Consider the following 16,720-nt stretch of genomic DNA (forward strand, 5'->3'; position numbering starts at 1 on the left):
CGACAACGCCGGCCGATCACCCAAAGCGCCCAGATACGTAATCCTCGGTGGCTTTTTCGGCGGGGTTGGAGAAGATGGTTTCCGTATCATCGAACTCCACGAGGTGGCCGGGCTTTCCCGCGCCGTCAATGTTGAAGAAGCCGGTCATCTGCGAAACGCGGGCGGCCTGCTGCATGTTGTGGGTGACGATAACGATCGTGTAGGTGGACTTGAGTTCGTTCATGAGGTCCTCGATAGCCAGTGTGGAGATCGGATCGAGGGCGGAGCATGGCTCGTCCATGAGGAGCACGTCCGGCTGGACTGCCGTGGCACGGGCAATGCACAGGCGCTGCTGCTGACCGCCAGAAAGTGAGGAGCCGGGCCGAGCCAAGCGATCCTTGACTTCCTCCCACAGGTTCGCCCCGCGCAGGGCGCGCTCCACGATCGTGTCCGCATCGGACTTCTTGAGTTTCTTGTTGTTCAGGCGCATGCCTGCCAACACATTGTCCCCGATGGACATCGTGGGGAACGGGTTGGGGCGCTGAAACACCATGCCCACGTGCCCGCGCACATCCACTGGATCGACGCCTGAGGCGTAGATATCCGTGCCATCGATCTTCACTTCGCCCTCCACATAGGCGCCCGCGATGACCTCGTGCATCCGGTTGAGCGAGCGGAGGAAGGTGGACTTGCCGCAGCCGGACGGACCGATAAGGGCCGTGACTGAACGCGGATCGATGTGAACGTTCACGTCCTCCACGGCCTTGTGCTGGCCGTAGAAGATGCTTTCGTTGGTGACGTCAATACCTTGAGACACGTTGTTGCCTTTCACGTTTGATAGCCGCCTACTGGCCCTTGGGCGCAAACCAGTGGGCGATGAGCTTGGCGATCAGGTTGAGGATCAGGACCAGCAGCACGAGAACAAGAGCGCCGCCCCATGCCATGGGATAGTTCCCGGCAACGTACTGGTTGTATACGAAAACCGGAAGGGTCATGACCCGATCATTGAAGAGGGAGAAGTTGTAGTAATCGGTGGAACCGGCCGTGATGAGCAACGGCGCCGATTCGCCGATGATGCGCGCGGTGGCGATCACGCAGCCGGAGACGATGCCCGGCAGTGACGTGCGGAGGACTACCTTGACGATGGTGCGGGATTTGGTGACGCCCAGGGCGTAGGCTGCCTCGCGCAGTTCGTTGGAGACTAGGCGCAGCATCTCCTCGGTGTTGCGCACCACGAGCGGGGTCATCAGCACAACCAGCGCAACCGACCCCATGAACCCCGAACGGTATCCGGCGTCCCCCACGAGAAGTGGCAGCATCGCGGCGGCAAACAGGCCAGCAACGATCGAGGGGATTCCCGTCATAATATCCACGAGGAACGTGATGACTTTCTTGAGCCAGCCGCCCTCATACTCCACAAGGTAGATGGCCGTGAAGATCCCGAGCGGAACGGCGATCAGGGCGGTGGAGAACGTGACCAACAGGGTTCCGATAATCGCGTGGCCGGCGCCGGGGATGGCGCCTTCCAGAGTCATTCCCTCGGTGGTGTGGTTAAGGAAGGCCGGTGACATCACCTCGAAGCCACTCACCACCACCGTGTAGAGCAGCGAAAACAGCGGCACAACGGCCAGCAGGAACGATCCGCAGATCAGTGTGGTGGCCAGCCGATCGGAGCTGTTGCGCCGGCCTTCGTAGAAGCGCGAGAGGGAGGTCATAGCCGCCAAGTAGATGAGCACAGCCACGATCGTCATCCCCATGACGTTCGATGCTCCGCCTCGGAAGATTCCGACCGATACCAGCGCGGACGCGGCGCCCACAGCCCACGGGGTGTAGGTGGGTAGGTGGCGGGCTCCGCGATCAAACGCTTCGGGGATACCGACACGTTGTTCGACGACGACGGCGGAGCCCCCGTTTTCTTGTGGGCCGCCCCCGTGGGTGGTCACGTCCGTATCACTGCTCATGCGTTAGCTCCTGAGAATTCTGAGTAGCGGGCCATGATGCGGCGCGCAACGAAGTTCACCACAAAAGTGAGGGCGAAGAGCAGCAGGCCGAGTCCGATGAGGAACTGGCGCTCAAGGCCGCCCTGCGCTTCTCCCCAGTTCAGGGCAATCTGGGAGGCGATGGTGGAGTGCTGGCCCGGTGACATGAGTTGGATATTCACCTGTAGGCCGGCCGAAAGAACCATGAGGAGCGCCATCGTTTCTCCAAGTGCGCGCCCCAGTCCCAACATTGCGGCCGAAACAATTCCGGAACGGCCGATGGGAAGCACCGTCATCCGGATCATCTCCCAGCGCGTAGCGCCCAAGCCCAGCGCGGCTTCCTCTTGAAGCTGCGGGGTTTGGAGGAACACTTCACGGCACAGGGAGGTGATGATGGGCAGCACCATGATGGCCAAGACCAGCCCACCCATCAGGATGTTGCGGGCAGGCGGAACGAAGTGGACCAGATCGGGGGTGAGCGGCCACCAGTCAAAGTTTTCCGCCATGTATCCCATGCCAGGGACGGATCGTACCCACCATTCCAGAACGGGGGTCAAGATGTCAGAGATCCACGCGAAGATCGGGCGGATCACTGGCTCCAGTGTGTGCATGCCCCACAGGCCGAACACAACCGAAGGAATGGCCGCGAGAAGGTCAATCACATATCCCAGCACGCCGGAGAAGCGGCGGGGGGCGTAGTGTGAAATGAACAGTGCGATCGCGATCGCAAATGGCGTGGCTACCGTCAGCGCGATCAGCGCGGAGAGCACCGTACCGAACAAGGCGGCCCCGGCAAATTGCCAGAAGCTCATCCCGCGGGTGAAGCCCACCTCCGCCTGCACCGTCTCATCGGATGCCACGAATGCCGGGTAGGACTGGGAAATAAGGAAAAAGGCAACGGCGCCAAGAAGCAGGATGATAAGGATTCCCGCGCCCTTGGCAACGCCGGCAAACACAACATCCCCACGCCCGCCCACGGCCTTGGAGCGCTTCTTTTCTACGCGCTCCGAGCCTTGTGCTTGGTTGGGCATGTTCTGCGCCTGTTCCGGTGATTCCACCGATGTAGATGCCACGTATGCTCCTTTGTGGAGCGGGCTGGGCGCCGGTGTGAGGTGCCCAGCCCGCCTCGGTCACTACTGAATGGTGTCGATTGCTGCCTGCACCTTGTCGTGCAGTTCCTCAGAGATGGGGGCGTTACCCGCTCCCGACTGAGTGGCAACTTCTTGGCCCTCGGCAGATGCCACATAGGTGAAGTAAGAGGCCACGTTCTCCGCTAGCTCCGGATCATCGTAGGTCTGGCATCCCATGAGGTAGCTGACCATGACGATCGGGTAGGCATCGTCAACCGAACCATCGCGCACCAGATCGTAGGTGAGGACGGTATCGGTGGCGTCCTCCGCCTCAGGGGAGTTGTCCACGATGGCGGCCGCAGCTTCGGGCGAGTAGGCGAGGAATTCGCCGTTCACCTCGATGCTCGCGTGACTCAAATCGCCAATCTGAGAAGCGTCAGCATAGGTCACAGCACCTTCAACAGACTGGGTGAGCTGGACAACGCCAGAGGTCTTTTCTGCCGACTGTGTGCCACTGACTGGCCATACTTCATTTGGTTCCTCGGCCCATGCATCCGGTGCGGCTTCTGACAGGTAGGCCGTGAAGTTCTCGGTTGTTCCGGACTTATCGGAGCGGTTGACGGGGATAATGTCCAGATCTGGCAGGCCCGCATCAGGGTTGTCCTCCACCAGCGCCGGATCATTCCAGTTCGTGATCTCACCGGAGAAAATGCCCGCAACGTTTTCGGCAGACAAGTTGAGCTCATCCACCCCTGGCAAGTTGTACGCCACAGCAACCGGGGAAATATACACAGGTAGCTCTAGAACCTCGCCACACACATTCTTGGCGGTTTCCAGTTCGTCCGCGCTGAGAGGGGCATCCGACCCAGCGAAGGACACCTGACCGCCAATGAACTGCTCACGGCCCGTTCCCGATCCAGTGGCCTCATAGTTCACCGTGATGCCCGGTTCTACCGATGAGAAGTTATCGCGCCAAGCCTGCTGCGCATTCTGCTGGGAGGAGGCTCCCGAACCGTTGATGGTTCCACTCGAACCAGAGCCCTCCGAAGAATCTGTTGTGCCAGCACCATTTGCACCGTCACCCTGTGGGCCTGAGGAGCAAGCTGAAAGCGTCAGGGCAATCGCGCCGGCGATAGCGGCGAGCCCGGCGCCCTTGAAGCGTGAAGTTTTCACGATGTGCATCCTTTGATGTCGCAAGGAGCGCAAGTTGCGCTCACATGTAACGTTAAGCACGCACTGTAACCGTGGCACCATCGCCCGGTGAACGATCGGTGAACGTTGCCGTAAGGGTGCTATCGCGTTGTGGGCCGGTACTGCTCCACTGCGACAATCTGGGCCGCCCTCCCGTAGGGATGGGCGATGTGGGCGATGAAGATCTCGCCGGTCTTCAAGTAGGGATCCTTCGAGGGAATCTTCTTGTACAGTCCATTGGGCGCGCGATCCTTCACCGATTTGAACACGCTGGGCAACGTGGGCCGGTGCAGGCAGATCACCGCCGTTTCCTCAACCTCGCGGATCAGGTCGCGGACAGCCCGAACAACAGGCTTCTTATGCTTGTCATAGGCATGCTCCGTGAGTTCGGGCCGCTCGATCACCCGTAGGTTGGCCGCCTTCGCGTATGGACCTAGGGTGTCCATGCACCGCTTCCATGGAGAAGACGTGAGTTGGCGTGCTCCATAAGCATCGAGCTGGTGGCTGATCATCTTGGCCTGTTCATCGCCACGCGAGGTCAGTGGCCGGGTATCTTCCGTCCCCTTGCCTTTGCGCCAGTTGGAACGTTTGACGGCGCGCGCATGGCGCACCATGATCACCGGGGTTGTGTCCAGCTTGCCATCGCTCCACATGTCCACTACCCGGCCAAGGATTTCGCGATCCAGCTCCGATGAGAGCATCACCATCGCTTCGGACAGCGGAACCCACAACACTTCATCGATTTCATTCTTTGAGGCCGGTTTGATCTTTTGACGTGCTTTGACAGCCGGGTGATCATTCTCCAGCTCATGGCACACCCAGTAGGTGACTTCTTTCAGCTGGCCGCTCTTGAGCCGATACCGGATGGTTCCAGCAGGCCTGCGCAGCGCAACCTTCAGCTGAGTTTCCTCACCGATCTCGCGGATGGCACACGATCGGAGATCTTCATTGTCCTTCATCTTGCCCTTGGGAAATGACCAATCATCGTAGCGGGGCCTATGGATCAGCACCACCTCGAGCCTGCGCCCATTCTTTCGCCACACGATGCCACCGGCGGCCCGCACTTCAACCTTCGAGGAGGTGGTGCGGCGGCGATCCTTGGCGCCACCCTCCTTGGTGCTCTCTTCCTTGGTGCCCTCGGTTGTGGGGAGATCGGTGCCTTCCGGTTCCGCCTTCGGTGTATCCGGCAACTCCTTGATACTCATGAGAGCCTGCCACTGGCAACCCTTGAGCGCGCCTGGCGCATCAGGAGCTCTTGAATATCCTGAAGTGGCCGGCCCTTCGGGCTCAGGTGATGGCGCACCCAGCCATCCGGCTCCAAATGCCATGAACTGGTGGTATCGGCGCATGCCACGTCCAGCATGTCCACCAAGGTCTCGATCATCTTTGAATCGGTGATCCTAATGAGGGCTTCGATTCGCCTATCAAGATTTCGGTGCATGAGATCGGCCGAGCCAATGAAAACATCGGTATCGCCGTCGTTACAAAACGCGTAAATACGCGAATGCTCCAAGAATCGGCCGAGAATCGAACGGACCCTAATCTTGTCCGAAAGCCCCGGGATGCCCGGGCGTAATCCGCAAATCCCGCGAACTTGGATATCCACCGGCACGCCGGCTTGGCTGGCACGATACAGGGCGTCAATCGTCTTTTCGTCAACAAGGGCATTGGACTTCAGCTTCACCCATGCATCCTTGCCTGCCTTCTTGTTGACAATTTCGCGTTCAATGCGATCCACCAGCCCGGCGCGGATGCCCGTGGGGGCAACGAGCAGGCGATGGAACTTGGCCTGCGGGGCGTAACCGGACAGCTGGTTGAACAATCGGGTGAGGTCCTGACCAACATCGCGATCGCATGTCAGCAGGCCCAGATCTTCGTAGCCGCGAGCCGTCTTGGGATTGTAGTTGCCGGTGCCCACGTGGCAGTAACGGCGCAGGCCTTCGGCTTCTTGGCGCACAACGAGGCACAGCTTGCAGTGGGTTTTCAGCCCAACAATTCCGTACACCACGTGTACGCCAGCGTGCTCAAGCTTTCGCGCCCAATCGATGTTCGCCTGCTCATCGAACCGCGCCTTAATCTCCACAACAGCCAGCACCTGTTTGCCAGCGCGGGCTGCCCGGATGAGGGCGTCAATAATCGGCGAATCGCCGGATGTGCGATAGAGCGTCTGCTTGATGGCGAGAACCTTCGGATCATCCGCGGCTTGCGCAATGAACTGCTGGACCGATGTGCTGAATGATTCATAGGGGTGGTGCAGGAGGATATCGTGGCGCCGGATCGCTTCAAACACGTCACGCGGCTTGGCCGATTCCACTTCCGCCAGTCCATAGGAGGTGACCGGCACGTATCGCGGATACTTGAGGTTCGGTCTATCCAGATCGTGCACCACGTTCAGGCCTGTGAGATCCAGCGGAGCCGGAAGCTCAAACACATCATCCTGACGCACGCCCAGCTCCCGCACGAGGATCTTGCGGACGTTCGATGACATCTTCTTTTCCACCTCGAGGCGCACAGCCGGCCCGAACCGGCGCCGCACAAGCTCCTTCTCAAGGGCCGTCAGAAGGTTCTCTGCATCGTCTTCCTCAACCTCCAGATCCTCGTTTCGGGTGACGCGGAAGTTGTAGTACTCCAGCACCTCCATGCCGGGGAAGAGCTGATCCAGATGGGCGCCTATGACTTCCTCGAGCGGCACGTACTTGGTGCGCCCTTCCACATCCACCGGGACGTCTTCCGGCTTGTAGGGACGGCCTTCTGCATCCACCGCAATGAAACGTGGAAGGAGCTCGGGAATCTTGATCCGCGCAAACAGGTTCTTACCCGTTTTCGGGTTACGAAGAACCACCGCAAGATTCAGCGAGAGCCCCGAAATATAGGGGAAAGGATGGGCAGGATCAACCGCCAGCGGGGTAAGAACGGGGAAAATCTGCTTCTTGAAGAACTTGCGTAGCCTCCCGGTTTCCCCGTCTGGGAGATCCTCCCAGTGAAGAATATCGATGCCCACATCTGCCAGCTTGGGCTGAACATCCTTGAGGAACACGTTCGCATGGCGTGCCATGAGGTCCTGCGCGCGCTCAATGATGCCATCTAGCATCTGCCGCGGGCTGAGCCCGGAAGCTGAGGGCACGGCCACGCCCATGGCAATCCTGCGCTTGAGCCCTGCTACACGCACCATGAAGAACTCGTCGAGGTTCGAGGCAAAGATCGCAAGGAACCACGCGCGCTCGAGAATGGGTAGATCCTGATCCTCGGCCTGCTCCAGTACGCGTTCGTTGAACGCCAGCCATGACAGCTCGCGATCAGCAAAACGCCCCTCCGGCAGCGGTGACTCGTCCAGAGAACGGCTGGAGAGTTTCGCTTCCTCGCGCGCTTGACGTGCCATATCCACCAAAGACGTGGTGGATATGGCCGAACCTAACCTCAGGCGCGCCTGCCTGCGTGCGCGTTCCGCCAGCTGTTCATCCTGATCCACCACGGTTTCCGTGATGTCATCTTCTTCCAAGTCCGGATCTCGTTCATCCGTGAGCTGGGGTCCCGGGTCCGAATGGGCGGCATCGCCCTCAGCCTGGTTCTGTCCGTCAGGTTGGTTCTGGCCGTCACGTTGGGCCTCCGCCTCAGGCTGATTCTGACCCTCGGGCTCACGCGGGAGATCGGGCTCACCACTTTGTTGCCATTGTTCCTCGGTGTACTGATCTGCCACGTTTACTTCCCCTAAAACTCTTCTGAGAACCGAACTGTTGTTGCGCGCTATTCCAGTAGGCCCTCGGACGCCAACGCTGCTGCGTGCCGGAACTCTGCCGATGTGGCCATCAGCGCCCGATCACGCCGAGTCACGATGTTGGCCAGCTGATCCTGATCAGTTTCGATCCACGCGGGGTTGACTTCACCGAGAAAGTTGGTGATCCGAGCCGAATCGGTCAGCACATCTTCAAATGTTCCCTCGAAGGTTCCAGCCAGAACCGTGTTCCACTCCTGAAGAATAGTTCCCGGCTTTGGCGTCATGGAGATCTTGAGTTCGCCATCCGCGCCCTGCGATTTCATCAGATCCACGACCTTCTCGTAGCGGTCAGCTACTGCATTACCGGACCTGCGAATCCATTCGCGAAGCAGGTATCCGCGCCACAGAATACCCGGGAGTGTGTCCTCGGGTGAACGAACCCAGCTCTCCGCAAGGACGTCCACGCCTTCATCGTCTACTAGCGCGATGATGCGTTTAACTGCCTCAAGATCCTGCTCAACTCGTGCCTGTCCGATCGGCACCAGCGCTTGTGCCGATGTGTGCGCCAACTCGGAGTTGTAGGCCACATCCGAATCGCCTTCGATGGCTTCGATCTGCTCCGCGTCAAGCTGCGCCGGACGCCGTGGTGTTCTGCTCATGGCAACCTCCTCTATGCTTCCTACATTGTCCCGCAGATCACCCTCCAATGGGTAAACTTCCACGAAACACGATGATGAACTCCCGGTGTACATTCTTCACCACTAGGCGCAACGTCACGTGCACCCAACGTGACGTATGCCCTCCCCGGCGCGTATATTATAGAAGCGCTGAGCCTCAGTTCAGCAGAGGGCCTATAGCTCAACGGCAGAGCATCGGACTTTTAATCCGCTGGTTCTGGGTTCGAATCCCAGTGGGCCTACCAAACAACACACGCCTCTGAGCAACGCGTTCTGACACTTAACCCCAAATACCATGAGGGATGCCCGAGGTCCTAAAACCTCGGGCATCCTAATGCTTTGTAGTAGCGTAAACCATACGCTATATCACCAGCTGCAGATCGGGGATCTGGACTGGACCGATAACTGTGGGTCGGTGACCTCGGCTACCGATACAAGTAGGCTAGTCCTTCTAACACTGAGCCGTCAACAGCATTTGGCTGAATGAGTATGAGCGACTCATTTAGCAGCCAAATCCCGCGGTACGTATGTTAACTCTTCCGCTCCTTAGCGTTGTATCGTCGAATGATTCTAAGTCAAAACATCTACGCAACCTCTGCGCCAGCTCACCCTTATCGGATCTCTGTCCAGGAAGATCCGGTGATTCCCCAGACCAAGCGCGGCGCGCATATGAAACAGATCCTGCTACTAGATCTGCCATCTGGAGCCCATCAGTTGATCGAGAATCGAGATCCAGACACGAAACCACCGTCATACATTGCAGCTGCTGATTGACTTGGCTTTTAACTTGGTCAGCTAGGGACACACCAGATGGCGTTGTGATCAAATCCAGATGAGCAGAGAGCAGCTCTCCTCGATTCGTGTTCCCACGAACCAACTTGGAAACACACTCTCGTTGCGCTTCCCACGCTTGCCTGCCTTGGAAAGGATCGGCGGTTGCTTTGTCAAAGACATATGCCCCAATTCGCACATCTGCTTGAGCTAGTTGTTCGATTGCCTCAAAGTACACTTGCTTCGTATCGCGAGTTACGGCAGAGAATTTGAACTCGCCCTTAAAATGGTGGCGCTCTCTTACGCCACGCAATTCCCGCATTAGTTGGCCACTATCCCGTACTTTCACAAGACCTAGAACGAAGAACTTGCTATGAGAAGACTTAGAACCTGACTCATCGATGAACATATCAGAAACCGGTGTATCTGCAGGCGCGCGAAAGTTGTTCGACCAAGTTCTTACATTCACAATCAGACGCTCCTAAGCACCGGCAGTAAGATCATTTTACAGAGTGCCACCGACAAGACCGCTTGCTGCGAACGTTCATCATCATGGCCATCAACCCCATACTGCCAGCAACGTTACCCCGCAACATAGCGTGTCGCGCCGCAGCCAGAAAAAGTGTGGCGCCACCCCGGAAGGTGGCGCCACATCTCTAGTCTTTAGCTGGACTTACTTGCCCTTGCGGTCATTGATTTCCTGCTCAACGCGGTCCTTGAGGGCGCCAGCGTTCGCCTTGACATCGTCAACGAATTCCTTCGCCTTGCCTTCTGCGCCTTGGACCTTGCCTTCGGCTTCGAGATCCTTATCGTCAGTGAACTTACCTGCGGTTTCCTTCGCCTTGCCAGCAAACTTATCGAACTTGTCGTCTTGCGCCATGAGTTTCCTCCGTTGCCTAGTAGGTTAATGACACTCTCGAATGTAGCCCGAGCCATGTTTTATAGCAATGCTTTCAGCTAATAGCCACGTAGGTTCGCCGTCGTCGTCGTCAAAAAACTACGGAAGGCGGTGCACCCATTCCTCGGTAGCGAACTTGACTTTGCAGCGCTCGCGCGCCGTTTCCAGATCCTCCGCCGTGATCTCGCCGCGGGCGGCGCCATACTTCTGGGCAAAGTGGTCCAAGAACACATCGATGATGTCCTCGCGGGCCATGCCGGTTTGCGAACGCATGGGATCCACGCGCTTGACCGCGCTGCGCAGGCCCTTGTCCCGCACCTTTTCGCCCCCGATGCGCAGTACGTCCATCATCTTGTTGGCATCGATATCGTAGGACATCGTCACGTGGTGAACCATGTAACCGTTGGCCCAACGCTTCTGTGCGGCGCCGCCGATCTTGCCCACTTCGGAGGCGATATCGTTCAGCGGAATGTAGTGGGCCTTGACCCCGACCTTCTCAAGGGCTTCCAGAACCCACTGATCGAGGAAGGAATAGGACTGCGCAAAACTCAGGCCGTCCACCAGCGCCGTGGGAATCACCAGCGAATAGGTGACGCAGTTACCCGGTTCCATGAACATCGCACCACCGCCAGTGACCCGGCGTGAGACCGTAATGCCGTGCAGATCCACGCCTTCCTGATCGATTTCGTTCTGATAGGACTGGAAGGAGCCAATCACCACCTGCGGGGCGTCCCACTCCCAGATGCGCATGAATGGCTTGCGGCGCCCGGCCGCCACGTCTTCCACGAGTGTCTCGTCCATCGCCACGTTGATCATCGGGTTCACGACGGGACCGTGAATCACCTCAAAATCAAGATCATCCCAGCTCAGCGCGCGCCCCAGAGCCCGGCGCACCGCAATTCCCACGGCTTCTGCCGTAATCCCGAACAGGACGTCCGATGGCAGAATCGCTCCTTCGATACGCTCGGCCAGCTGATGAGCCGTAGCTTCCTCGGGAGCTCCCTCGATCGCTCCCACAATCCGGATCAGCGTCTCATCCGGCTCCAAGAAGAAATCACCCGAGAGCTGCACATTGGATAGGACGCCCTCTTTGACGTCGCAATCAATAACAACAAGCTTGCCACCGGGGACTTTGTACTCACCATGCATACTTCTATTCTGGCCCAATCGAGCAGGGTTCATGCCATGGGAATGCTCACGCTACGGGAGGGGTCGGGTCCGTGGGTGGTTCTGATGGGGATGGGGACGACGACGATTCGGGCATGCTCCCCTCTTGCGTATCACCCGGAAGCTGCGCGCCGTCATCCACCTGCGTTCCGTCATCGGAATGTCCCGTCGCGAGCGCCACAGCAATCGACACGAGAATCAGCCCGCCCACTTCGGCCCAGTTCGGCACCTGCTGAAGCATGACGAGGCCAACAAGGAGGCTGGTGACCGGAAGGAGCGAGGTCAGGAGCGCCATCGTAGCGGCGGAGATCCGGCGCATGACGATCTGGTCAATGCCATAGGGAAGCGCCGAGGAGAGCAGGCCCACCGCAAGCAGCGCGAGGAGCAGCTTCCAATCGCTGGCGATCGCCCCGATTCCCGGGGCCCCCAGCGGCGCATAGAACAGGCCGGCCACTGCCATGGCCCACGCCAGCGAATCCAGCCCATGCCCACCGATGGCTACCTTCCGCCCAATCCAGATGTACAACGCCCAGAAAAGCCCGGCGAGCAGCACGAACCCCACACCGGCGGCAACCGTGGGATCGGACATGTCCACGCCGGCCCACGAGATGAGGAATACGCCGCTGGCGGCCAGAACGATGCCGGTACGGACCCGCCATCCCCGTCCCGTGAGGGCAGCCAAGAGAACCGGGCCGATGTATTCGATGGACACTGCCGTGCCCAGCGGAATTCGGTCAATCGCCATGTAGAAGTTGAGGTTCATCCCGCCCAGCACAATCCCAAAAAGCGCGGCCCGCCCGAGCATCCGCCAATCGAATGTGCCGTCTGCGTGGCGCGGCAGGGCCCTGCGCCACACAAGCATGATGATGGCGGCGGCCGCGATACGTCCCCACCCAACAGAGATCGCCGGTGCCACAGCGAACAGCCCAACGGCGAATGATGCGCCAACATACTGGGAAATACCCGAGCCCAGCATCAACAACGGGGCCCACCGGTTTCCCTGAGCGCCCTGAGTTTGGGGGCTGGCTGGGCCGCCTGGTCCTGCTGGGCTCGCTGGACCCATTGGACCTACAGCATTCGACATTCTGCGCCTCACATGTGGAAAAGAAAAGCGATGAAAAGAGTGATAACCAAACTGGCAAGAGTGGAGATGATGTTGGCATCGCGGGCCAACTCAATCCCCACGTTATACCGATGCGCGTACGTGAACACGTTGTTGGCCACGGGGAAACCACCCGCGATGGTCACAGCCATCAGCGAATTACCTTCCATCCCGAAGGCCATGCCCAGCCCAAATGCCAGCGCTGGCCCCGCAATGCACCGCAAGAACACCGCGAAGAAAAGCGGCGCAGATTCCCTGCCGACCCGTGGAATGTGAGATCCGCGCCATGAGATGCCCATAGCAAGCAGGATCATTGGTACGGCCGCGTTCGCCATCACATCAACGGGCGCCGCAACGAAGGACGGGATGTCGATTCCCGTCAGCGCCACCGCGAGGCCCAGAAGCACGCCGATCACCGGCGGGTTGAGGAAGGGGGAGAACACTGTTTTGATCCAGCTGCGGCCCTTCTTGCCGGTTTGCCGGTCAAGAAAGGCGAACGCGATGGGCACCATCACGCACAACTGGAACACCATGATGGGTGCCGATGCCGCCGCATCCCCCGCCACCGCCACGAGGAAGGCAACGCCCAGATTTCCGGCGTTGGTGTAGGAGGCACACAGGGCGCCAATCGTTACTTCGCCGCCTCGCATCTTGAACACGTAACGGGCCACAAGCGCATAGGCGATGGCCAGAATCACGGCGCCCAGCACGTTGGCGGCGGCGCCTGCGGAAAACACTTCCGCAGGGTCCGAATGCGCCACTGTATTGAACAGCATCGCTGGCATGGCACCCGCGAAGCAGATGCGAGTCAGGGCCTTGTCAGCGCCAGGGCGAGTGATGTTGTAACGCGCCAGCAGATAGCCAACGATCATCACCGCGATGAGGGACCAGAATGCGACAATCACATCACCCATAGTCCACCTCTCCGATCAGCGCTCGATGATCCGATATTGGCAGAAGATGCGCGCTGCCCGCCCGCGCTTTCACGTTCTGGCCGATGATGTGATCGATCTGGGTGCGTGGGGCATCGCTCGGATACGTATCGGCGCTCGCGAGCAGTGCATACCGCGATTGGACCCGCAGAGCCTCTTCGCGGATGTTGAGATCTCCCATGATGATTCGCGGGGCACCGCCAAGGCCGATCCGGTGGGCTAGTTGGTCAAGTTTGGATTCCAGCCAAGCTAGCTGCTTGGGGCCGATCCCCGGGGCCAGATGGGTTCCACACACGAGCGTTGGCCGCGTTCCCGAATCCACGAGCACCACTATTGCCCGGCGCTGCTCCTCGAGGCGGAACCTCGTCCCGATGGACGTCCGCCGGACCGGTGAGCGCCAGCTCGGTAGCCACCACACCCACATTCGTAGAACCGGAAGCCGTGAGTACATGGCGATTCCGTAGCCTTGATCGGCGTGTGGTTTTCGTGGGTTATAACGCCGACGGGCCAGCGCCACATCACTCCATGTAGCACCCGCCTTCTCGGAAAATGGTGTGTTCAAGGTGCCGCGAACTTCTTGAAGGCACACAATATCCGGGGCCAGAGCAGCCAACATAGCGGCGGACTGCTCCACCACACCCATATCTTGGGTAGACGCTAGGAGTCCGTTGGGCTTGCCGCTTTGACAATTGAATGTTGCCACTCGCATGTTAGTTGCGGGCCGAATCATCCTCCGGGTCGAAGGTCAACGAAACTGAATTCATGCAGTAGCGCTGTCCCGTAGGAGTTTGGGGAGCGTCTGGGAACACGTGGCCCAGATGCGAGTGGCAGTTTGCGCATCGCACCTCCACACGCGCATACCCGAGCTTGTAATCCACATCCGTTTCAACCGCATCGGAACTGGAGGGATCGTAGAAGCTGGGCCACCCGCACCCGGCGCCGAACTTGGTTTCCGAACGGAACAGTTCGTGACCACAGGCCTTACAACGGTAAATACCTTCGCGTGATTCATCGAGCAGCTCGCCCGTGTAGGGGCGTTCGGTGCCTGCTTCGCGCAGCACCTGGAATTCTTCCGGCTTCAGTAGCGCACGCCATTCCTCATCGGTCTGGGGCAGCATTGGTTTCTCAGTCACTTGCTCATCGTCTCCTACAGTTTCTGCGTTCTTCAAGGCTTTGATGTCACGTGTTGGTCTGGTTATCCGGCTCGTGGACGGGGTCCATAGTCTGAGTTTCCGTGATAGAGGATGCGTGGGCATCCGGGGTTGGCGCGCTTGCCGCTGTCGAAGAAGCCGCATTGTCAGAGGAAGACTTTTCGCCGGAATTATCACCGGCCGAACCCTCGCCTCCGGAACCCTCATCAGCGGAATCTTCCACAACGGGAGTTTCCTGAGTATCATCGGCGAGCATTCGCTCATAGGCGGCGTCACGTTCTTGATAAGCTTCCTCGCCCGGGCCCGAGAATTCTTGCGCACGGCGCTCGGCTGATTCTGATCCACTAAACATCGAGGACTTGTGGCCGGTTGTGCGGGTCTCGTGTTGCTCGTCCTCAGTGGGCTCTGTTGTCTCGCGCTGTTCAACCGGGACCCGCGCCGGATAAAGGAGAGGGAGATCGGCGGCGTTAATCACCTGGGTGGCGGTCACATCCTCAGTTGTTGGACCACTCGCGGCTGTATCGAATGTATCCACAACCGATGTGTCGCTCGGGAGGACCAAACCGGGAGCAACGCCGGGCAGCGCCTGAGAATCATTGGACTCCTCTCCCGATTCACTGTCCGGGACGAATTCTTCGGCGCCCTTGTATTCCTCCACGTGGTGTTGGAGCCACTTGACCATCTCTTCGCGCACATAGAGCTTAAGATCCGTGACCTCTGCTGAATTACGTCCGGAAAGTAGCGCGGAGATGAGGACGCGGCCGCCAATGACATCGGTGACTTGGAGCAGGCCGGTTTCCCCGTCCCACAGTTGAGAATGCTTGAGGATTCTGTCAAGCTCACGGCGCATGCCGTCAATCGGCGTTGTCCACGCCACGTCAAAGTCCACCTTGCCCAGCAGGTTGGGAGCGCGCCGGGTCCAGTTCTCGAAGGTCTTCGCCGTCATCTCTCTGGATGGAACGATGAGGCGGCGGCCATCCCACGATTTCAGCACAACATATGTGAGGGTGATTTCCTCAACCGTCGTAAAAGTCTCTTCCCACACCACAATGTCGCCCATCCGGATCGAATCGGAGAAGGCAAGCTGGAGCCCAGCAAACACGTTTCCCAAGGTTGCTTGCGCGGCAATACCAACAACAACCGAGAACAGGCCAGCTGAGGTGAACAGTGCGCTTCCGAGCGTTCTGCCCCAATCGAAGGTCAAGAGGATAAGGGCTACGCCCATCAGCCAAATCGCCGCAACTATGATCCGGTTGAGTATTTCCAGCTGAGTCTGTTTGCGTAGATAGCGCGAATCCTCGGATGTCTTCCATCGGTCAAGCACCGTGTCCTCAACGGATGTGACGATCCGAGCAACCAGCCACGTCAAGGCCAAGATGAAGACTATCTGGATTCCGTGATCCACGATCGAGCGCCAGCGGGTTTCGGTCTCCCCCGAATCCTCAGGCCAGGCAACGCGCATCCCAATCCAAGCACCAACAACGCCCAGCGTCACTTCAAACGAGTTGGAGATCGAATGTATCGTGTCCCGAATGATCGGATGCTTGCGCAGGGCGAACCGAGAGAGCAGCTGGACAAGCAGGGCGATAATCAGGCCGACGGCTAAGCCAATGCCCACTCCCAGCAAAATCGTCACCACATCTACCGTGGCGCTGACAACCTCATCAGTGTCAACACCCTCGGTCTCATCAACCGCCGCCAGAATGGCCCATTCGTTCCCCATGTCTTAAGGCTAGAGCACCGCCTATGTTCTTGGTGAGGGGCAGACTGTTCGCCCTATGGAAACTAGCGGAAAGCCAGTGACAAATGCGCGGTGATACAGTCCACATCTGTTGGATTCGACAGCACGAAGCGATTCAGTCTAAGCTTTAGGAGTTCCACCAAGCGGAGACGTTAGGAACGCGGGAGCTCCCGTTAGGCCCCCATCGTCTAGTGGTCTAGGACACCGCCCTTTCACGGCGGCGACACCGGTTCGAACCCGGTTGGGGGTACCGAATCCACTTTGTGGAATCGAGAGGTCAATACCTCAAAGTATTGGCCCCGTAGCGCAGTTGGTTAGCGCGCCGCCCTGTCACGGCGGAGGTCGCG

General features: G+C 58.9%; 15 protein-coding genes and 2 tRNA genes. 2 read left to right on the plus strand and 15 right to left on the minus strand.

Annotated elements, in window-relative coordinates:
• Positions 1–16 precede the first annotated feature (16 nt).
• The 7 genes from pstB to ACTHV6_RS08410 form a co-directional block, all read right to left on the minus strand.
• A complete protein-coding gene (pstB, locus tag ACTHV6_RS08380; RefSeq protein WP_441386868.1) occupies positions 17–796 on the minus strand; it encodes a phosphate ABC transporter ATP-binding protein PstB in 780 nt (259 codons plus the stop codon).
• Between the two features lie 28 nt (positions 797–824).
• Positions 825–1,940, minus strand: a complete 1,116-nt coding sequence (pstA, locus tag ACTHV6_RS08385) for a phosphate ABC transporter permease PstA (RefSeq protein ID WP_441386869.1) — start codon at positions 1,938–1,940, stop codon at positions 825–827.
• Complete coding sequence (gene pstC, locus ACTHV6_RS08390; protein ID WP_441386885.1) at positions 1,937–2,989, minus strand: phosphate ABC transporter permease subunit PstC; 1,053 nt, start codon at positions 2,987–2,989, stop codon at positions 1,937–1,939. The genes pstA and pstC overlap by 4 nt, the downstream gene beginning before the upstream one ends.
• A 102-nt stretch (positions 2,990–3,091) precedes the next feature.
• Entirely contained in the window at positions 3,092–4,201 is a 1,110-nt protein-coding gene (gene pstS, locus ACTHV6_RS08395; protein WP_441386871.1) for a phosphate ABC transporter substrate-binding protein PstS, read from the minus strand.
• Positions 4,202–4,320: 119 nt separating this feature from the next.
• Positions 4,321–5,424, minus strand: coding sequence for an NUDIX hydrolase (locus ACTHV6_RS08400; protein WP_441386872.1), 1,104 nt, complete (start codon positions 5,422–5,424; stop codon positions 4,321–4,323).
• Positions 5,421–7,916 (minus strand): RNA degradosome polyphosphate kinase, encoded by a 2,496-nt coding sequence (locus ACTHV6_RS08405; protein ID WP_441386873.1) that lies wholly within the window; start codon positions 7,914–7,916, stop codon positions 5,421–5,423. Before ACTHV6_RS08405 ends, ACTHV6_RS08400 begins: the two co-directional genes overlap by 4 nt.
• Before the next feature lie 47 nt (positions 7,917–7,963).
• Positions 7,964–8,593, minus strand: coding sequence for a hypothetical protein (locus ACTHV6_RS08410; RefSeq protein WP_441386874.1), 630 nt, complete (start codon positions 8,591–8,593; stop codon positions 7,964–7,966).
• 188 nt (positions 8,594–8,781) lie between these two features.
• Here ACTHV6_RS08410 and ACTHV6_RS08415 point away from each other — a divergent pair.
• Positions 8,782–8,856, plus strand: a tRNA-Lys gene (locus ACTHV6_RS08415).
• Positions 8,857–9,113: 257 nt separating this feature from the next.
• On the opposite strand, the gene ACTHV6_RS08420 is transcribed toward ACTHV6_RS08415, so the two are convergent.
• From ACTHV6_RS08420 to ACTHV6_RS08455, 8 genes are all read right to left on the minus strand, one after another.
• Positions 9,114–9,791 (minus strand): DUF3800 domain-containing protein, encoded by a 678-nt coding sequence (locus ACTHV6_RS08420; protein ID WP_441386886.1) that lies wholly within the window; start codon positions 9,789–9,791, stop codon positions 9,114–9,116.
• A 264-nt stretch (positions 9,792–10,055) separates the two neighbouring features.
• Positions 10,056–10,262: a CsbD family protein gene (locus ACTHV6_RS08425; protein WP_441386875.1), complete on the minus strand. Its 207-nt coding sequence runs from the start codon at positions 10,260–10,262 to the stop codon at positions 10,056–10,058.
• Positions 10,263–10,379: 117 nt separating this feature from the next.
• Positions 10,380–11,429 (minus strand): lipoate--protein ligase family protein, encoded by a 1,050-nt coding sequence (locus ACTHV6_RS08430; RefSeq protein WP_441386876.1) that lies wholly within the window; start codon positions 11,427–11,429, stop codon positions 10,380–10,382.
• Positions 11,430–11,475: 46 nt separating this feature from the next.
• Complete coding sequence (locus ACTHV6_RS08435; RefSeq protein WP_441386878.1) at positions 11,476–12,531, minus strand: EamA family transporter; 1,056 nt, start codon at positions 12,529–12,531, stop codon at positions 11,476–11,478.
• Between the two features lie 8 nt (positions 12,532–12,539).
• A complete protein-coding gene (locus tag ACTHV6_RS08440) occupies positions 12,540–13,463 on the minus strand; it encodes an AEC family transporter (protein WP_441386879.1) in 924 nt (307 codons plus the stop codon).
• Positions 13,456–14,184, minus strand: coding sequence for an endonuclease/exonuclease/phosphatase family protein (locus ACTHV6_RS08445; RefSeq protein ID WP_441386881.1), 729 nt, complete (start codon positions 14,182–14,184; stop codon positions 13,456–13,458). The genes ACTHV6_RS08440 and ACTHV6_RS08445 overlap by 8 nt, the downstream gene beginning before the upstream one ends.
• Positions 14,185–14,191: 7 nt before the next feature.
• A complete protein-coding gene (msrB, locus tag ACTHV6_RS08450) occupies positions 14,192–14,599 on the minus strand; it encodes a peptide-methionine (R)-S-oxide reductase MsrB (protein WP_441386887.1) in 408 nt (135 codons plus the stop codon).
• A 61-nt stretch (positions 14,600–14,660) separates the two neighbouring features.
• Entirely contained in the window at positions 14,661–16,355 is a 1,695-nt protein-coding gene (locus tag ACTHV6_RS08455) for a mechanosensitive ion channel family protein (protein ID WP_441386883.1), read from the minus strand.
• 195 nt (positions 16,356–16,550) lie between these two features.
• On the opposite strand from ACTHV6_RS08455, the gene ACTHV6_RS08460 reads away from it, so the two are divergent.
• Positions 16,551–16,623, plus strand: a tRNA-Glu gene (locus tag ACTHV6_RS08460).
• Positions 16,624–16,720: the final 97 nt, after the last annotated feature.

It is taken from the genome of Ancrocorticia sp. (assembly GCF_052089425.1).
Lineage (GTDB): Bacteria > Actinomycetota > Actinomycetes > Actinomycetales > Actinomycetaceae > Ancrocorticia.

Coding starts and splice junctions, on each gene's coding strand:
- pstC (WP_441386885.1), bottom strand. CDS start 2,989: ATGCCCAACCAAGCACAAGGCTCGGAGCGCGTAGAAAAGAAGCGCTCC.
- ACTHV6_RS08440 (WP_441386879.1), bottom strand. CDS start 13,463: ATGGGTGATGTGATTGTCGCATTCTGGTCCCTCATCGCGGTGATGATC.
- msrB (WP_441386887.1), bottom strand. CDS start 14,599: ATGCTGCCCCAGACCGATGAGGAATGGCGTGCGCTACTGAAGCCGGAA.
- ACTHV6_RS08420 (WP_441386886.1), bottom strand. CDS start 9,791: ATGTTCATCGATGAGTCAGGTTCTAAGTCTTCTCATAGCAAGTTCTTC.
- ACTHV6_RS08430 (WP_441386876.1), bottom strand. CDS start 11,429: ATGCATGGTGAGTACAAAGTCCCCGGTGGCAAGCTTGTTGTTATTGAT.
- ACTHV6_RS08425 (WP_441386875.1), bottom strand. CDS start 10,262: ATGGCGCAAGACGACAAGTTCGATAAGTTTGCTGGCAAGGCGAAGGAA.
- ACTHV6_RS08400 (WP_441386872.1), bottom strand. CDS start 5,424: ATGAGTATCAAGGAGTTGCCGGATACACCGAAGGCGGAACCGGAAGGC.
- ACTHV6_RS08410 (WP_441386874.1), bottom strand. CDS start 8,593: ATGAGCAGAACACCACGGCGTCCGGCGCAGCTTGACGCGGAGCAGATC.
- ACTHV6_RS08435 (WP_441386878.1), bottom strand. CDS start 12,531: ATGTCGAATGCTGTAGGTCCAATGGGTCCAGCGAGCCCAGCAGGACCA.
- pstA (WP_441386869.1), bottom strand. CDS start 1,940: ATGAGCAGTGATACGGACGTGACCACCCACGGGGGCGGCCCACAAGAA.
- ACTHV6_RS08455 (WP_441386883.1), bottom strand. CDS start 16,355: ATGGGGAACGAATGGGCCATTCTGGCGGCGGTTGATGAGACCGAGGGT.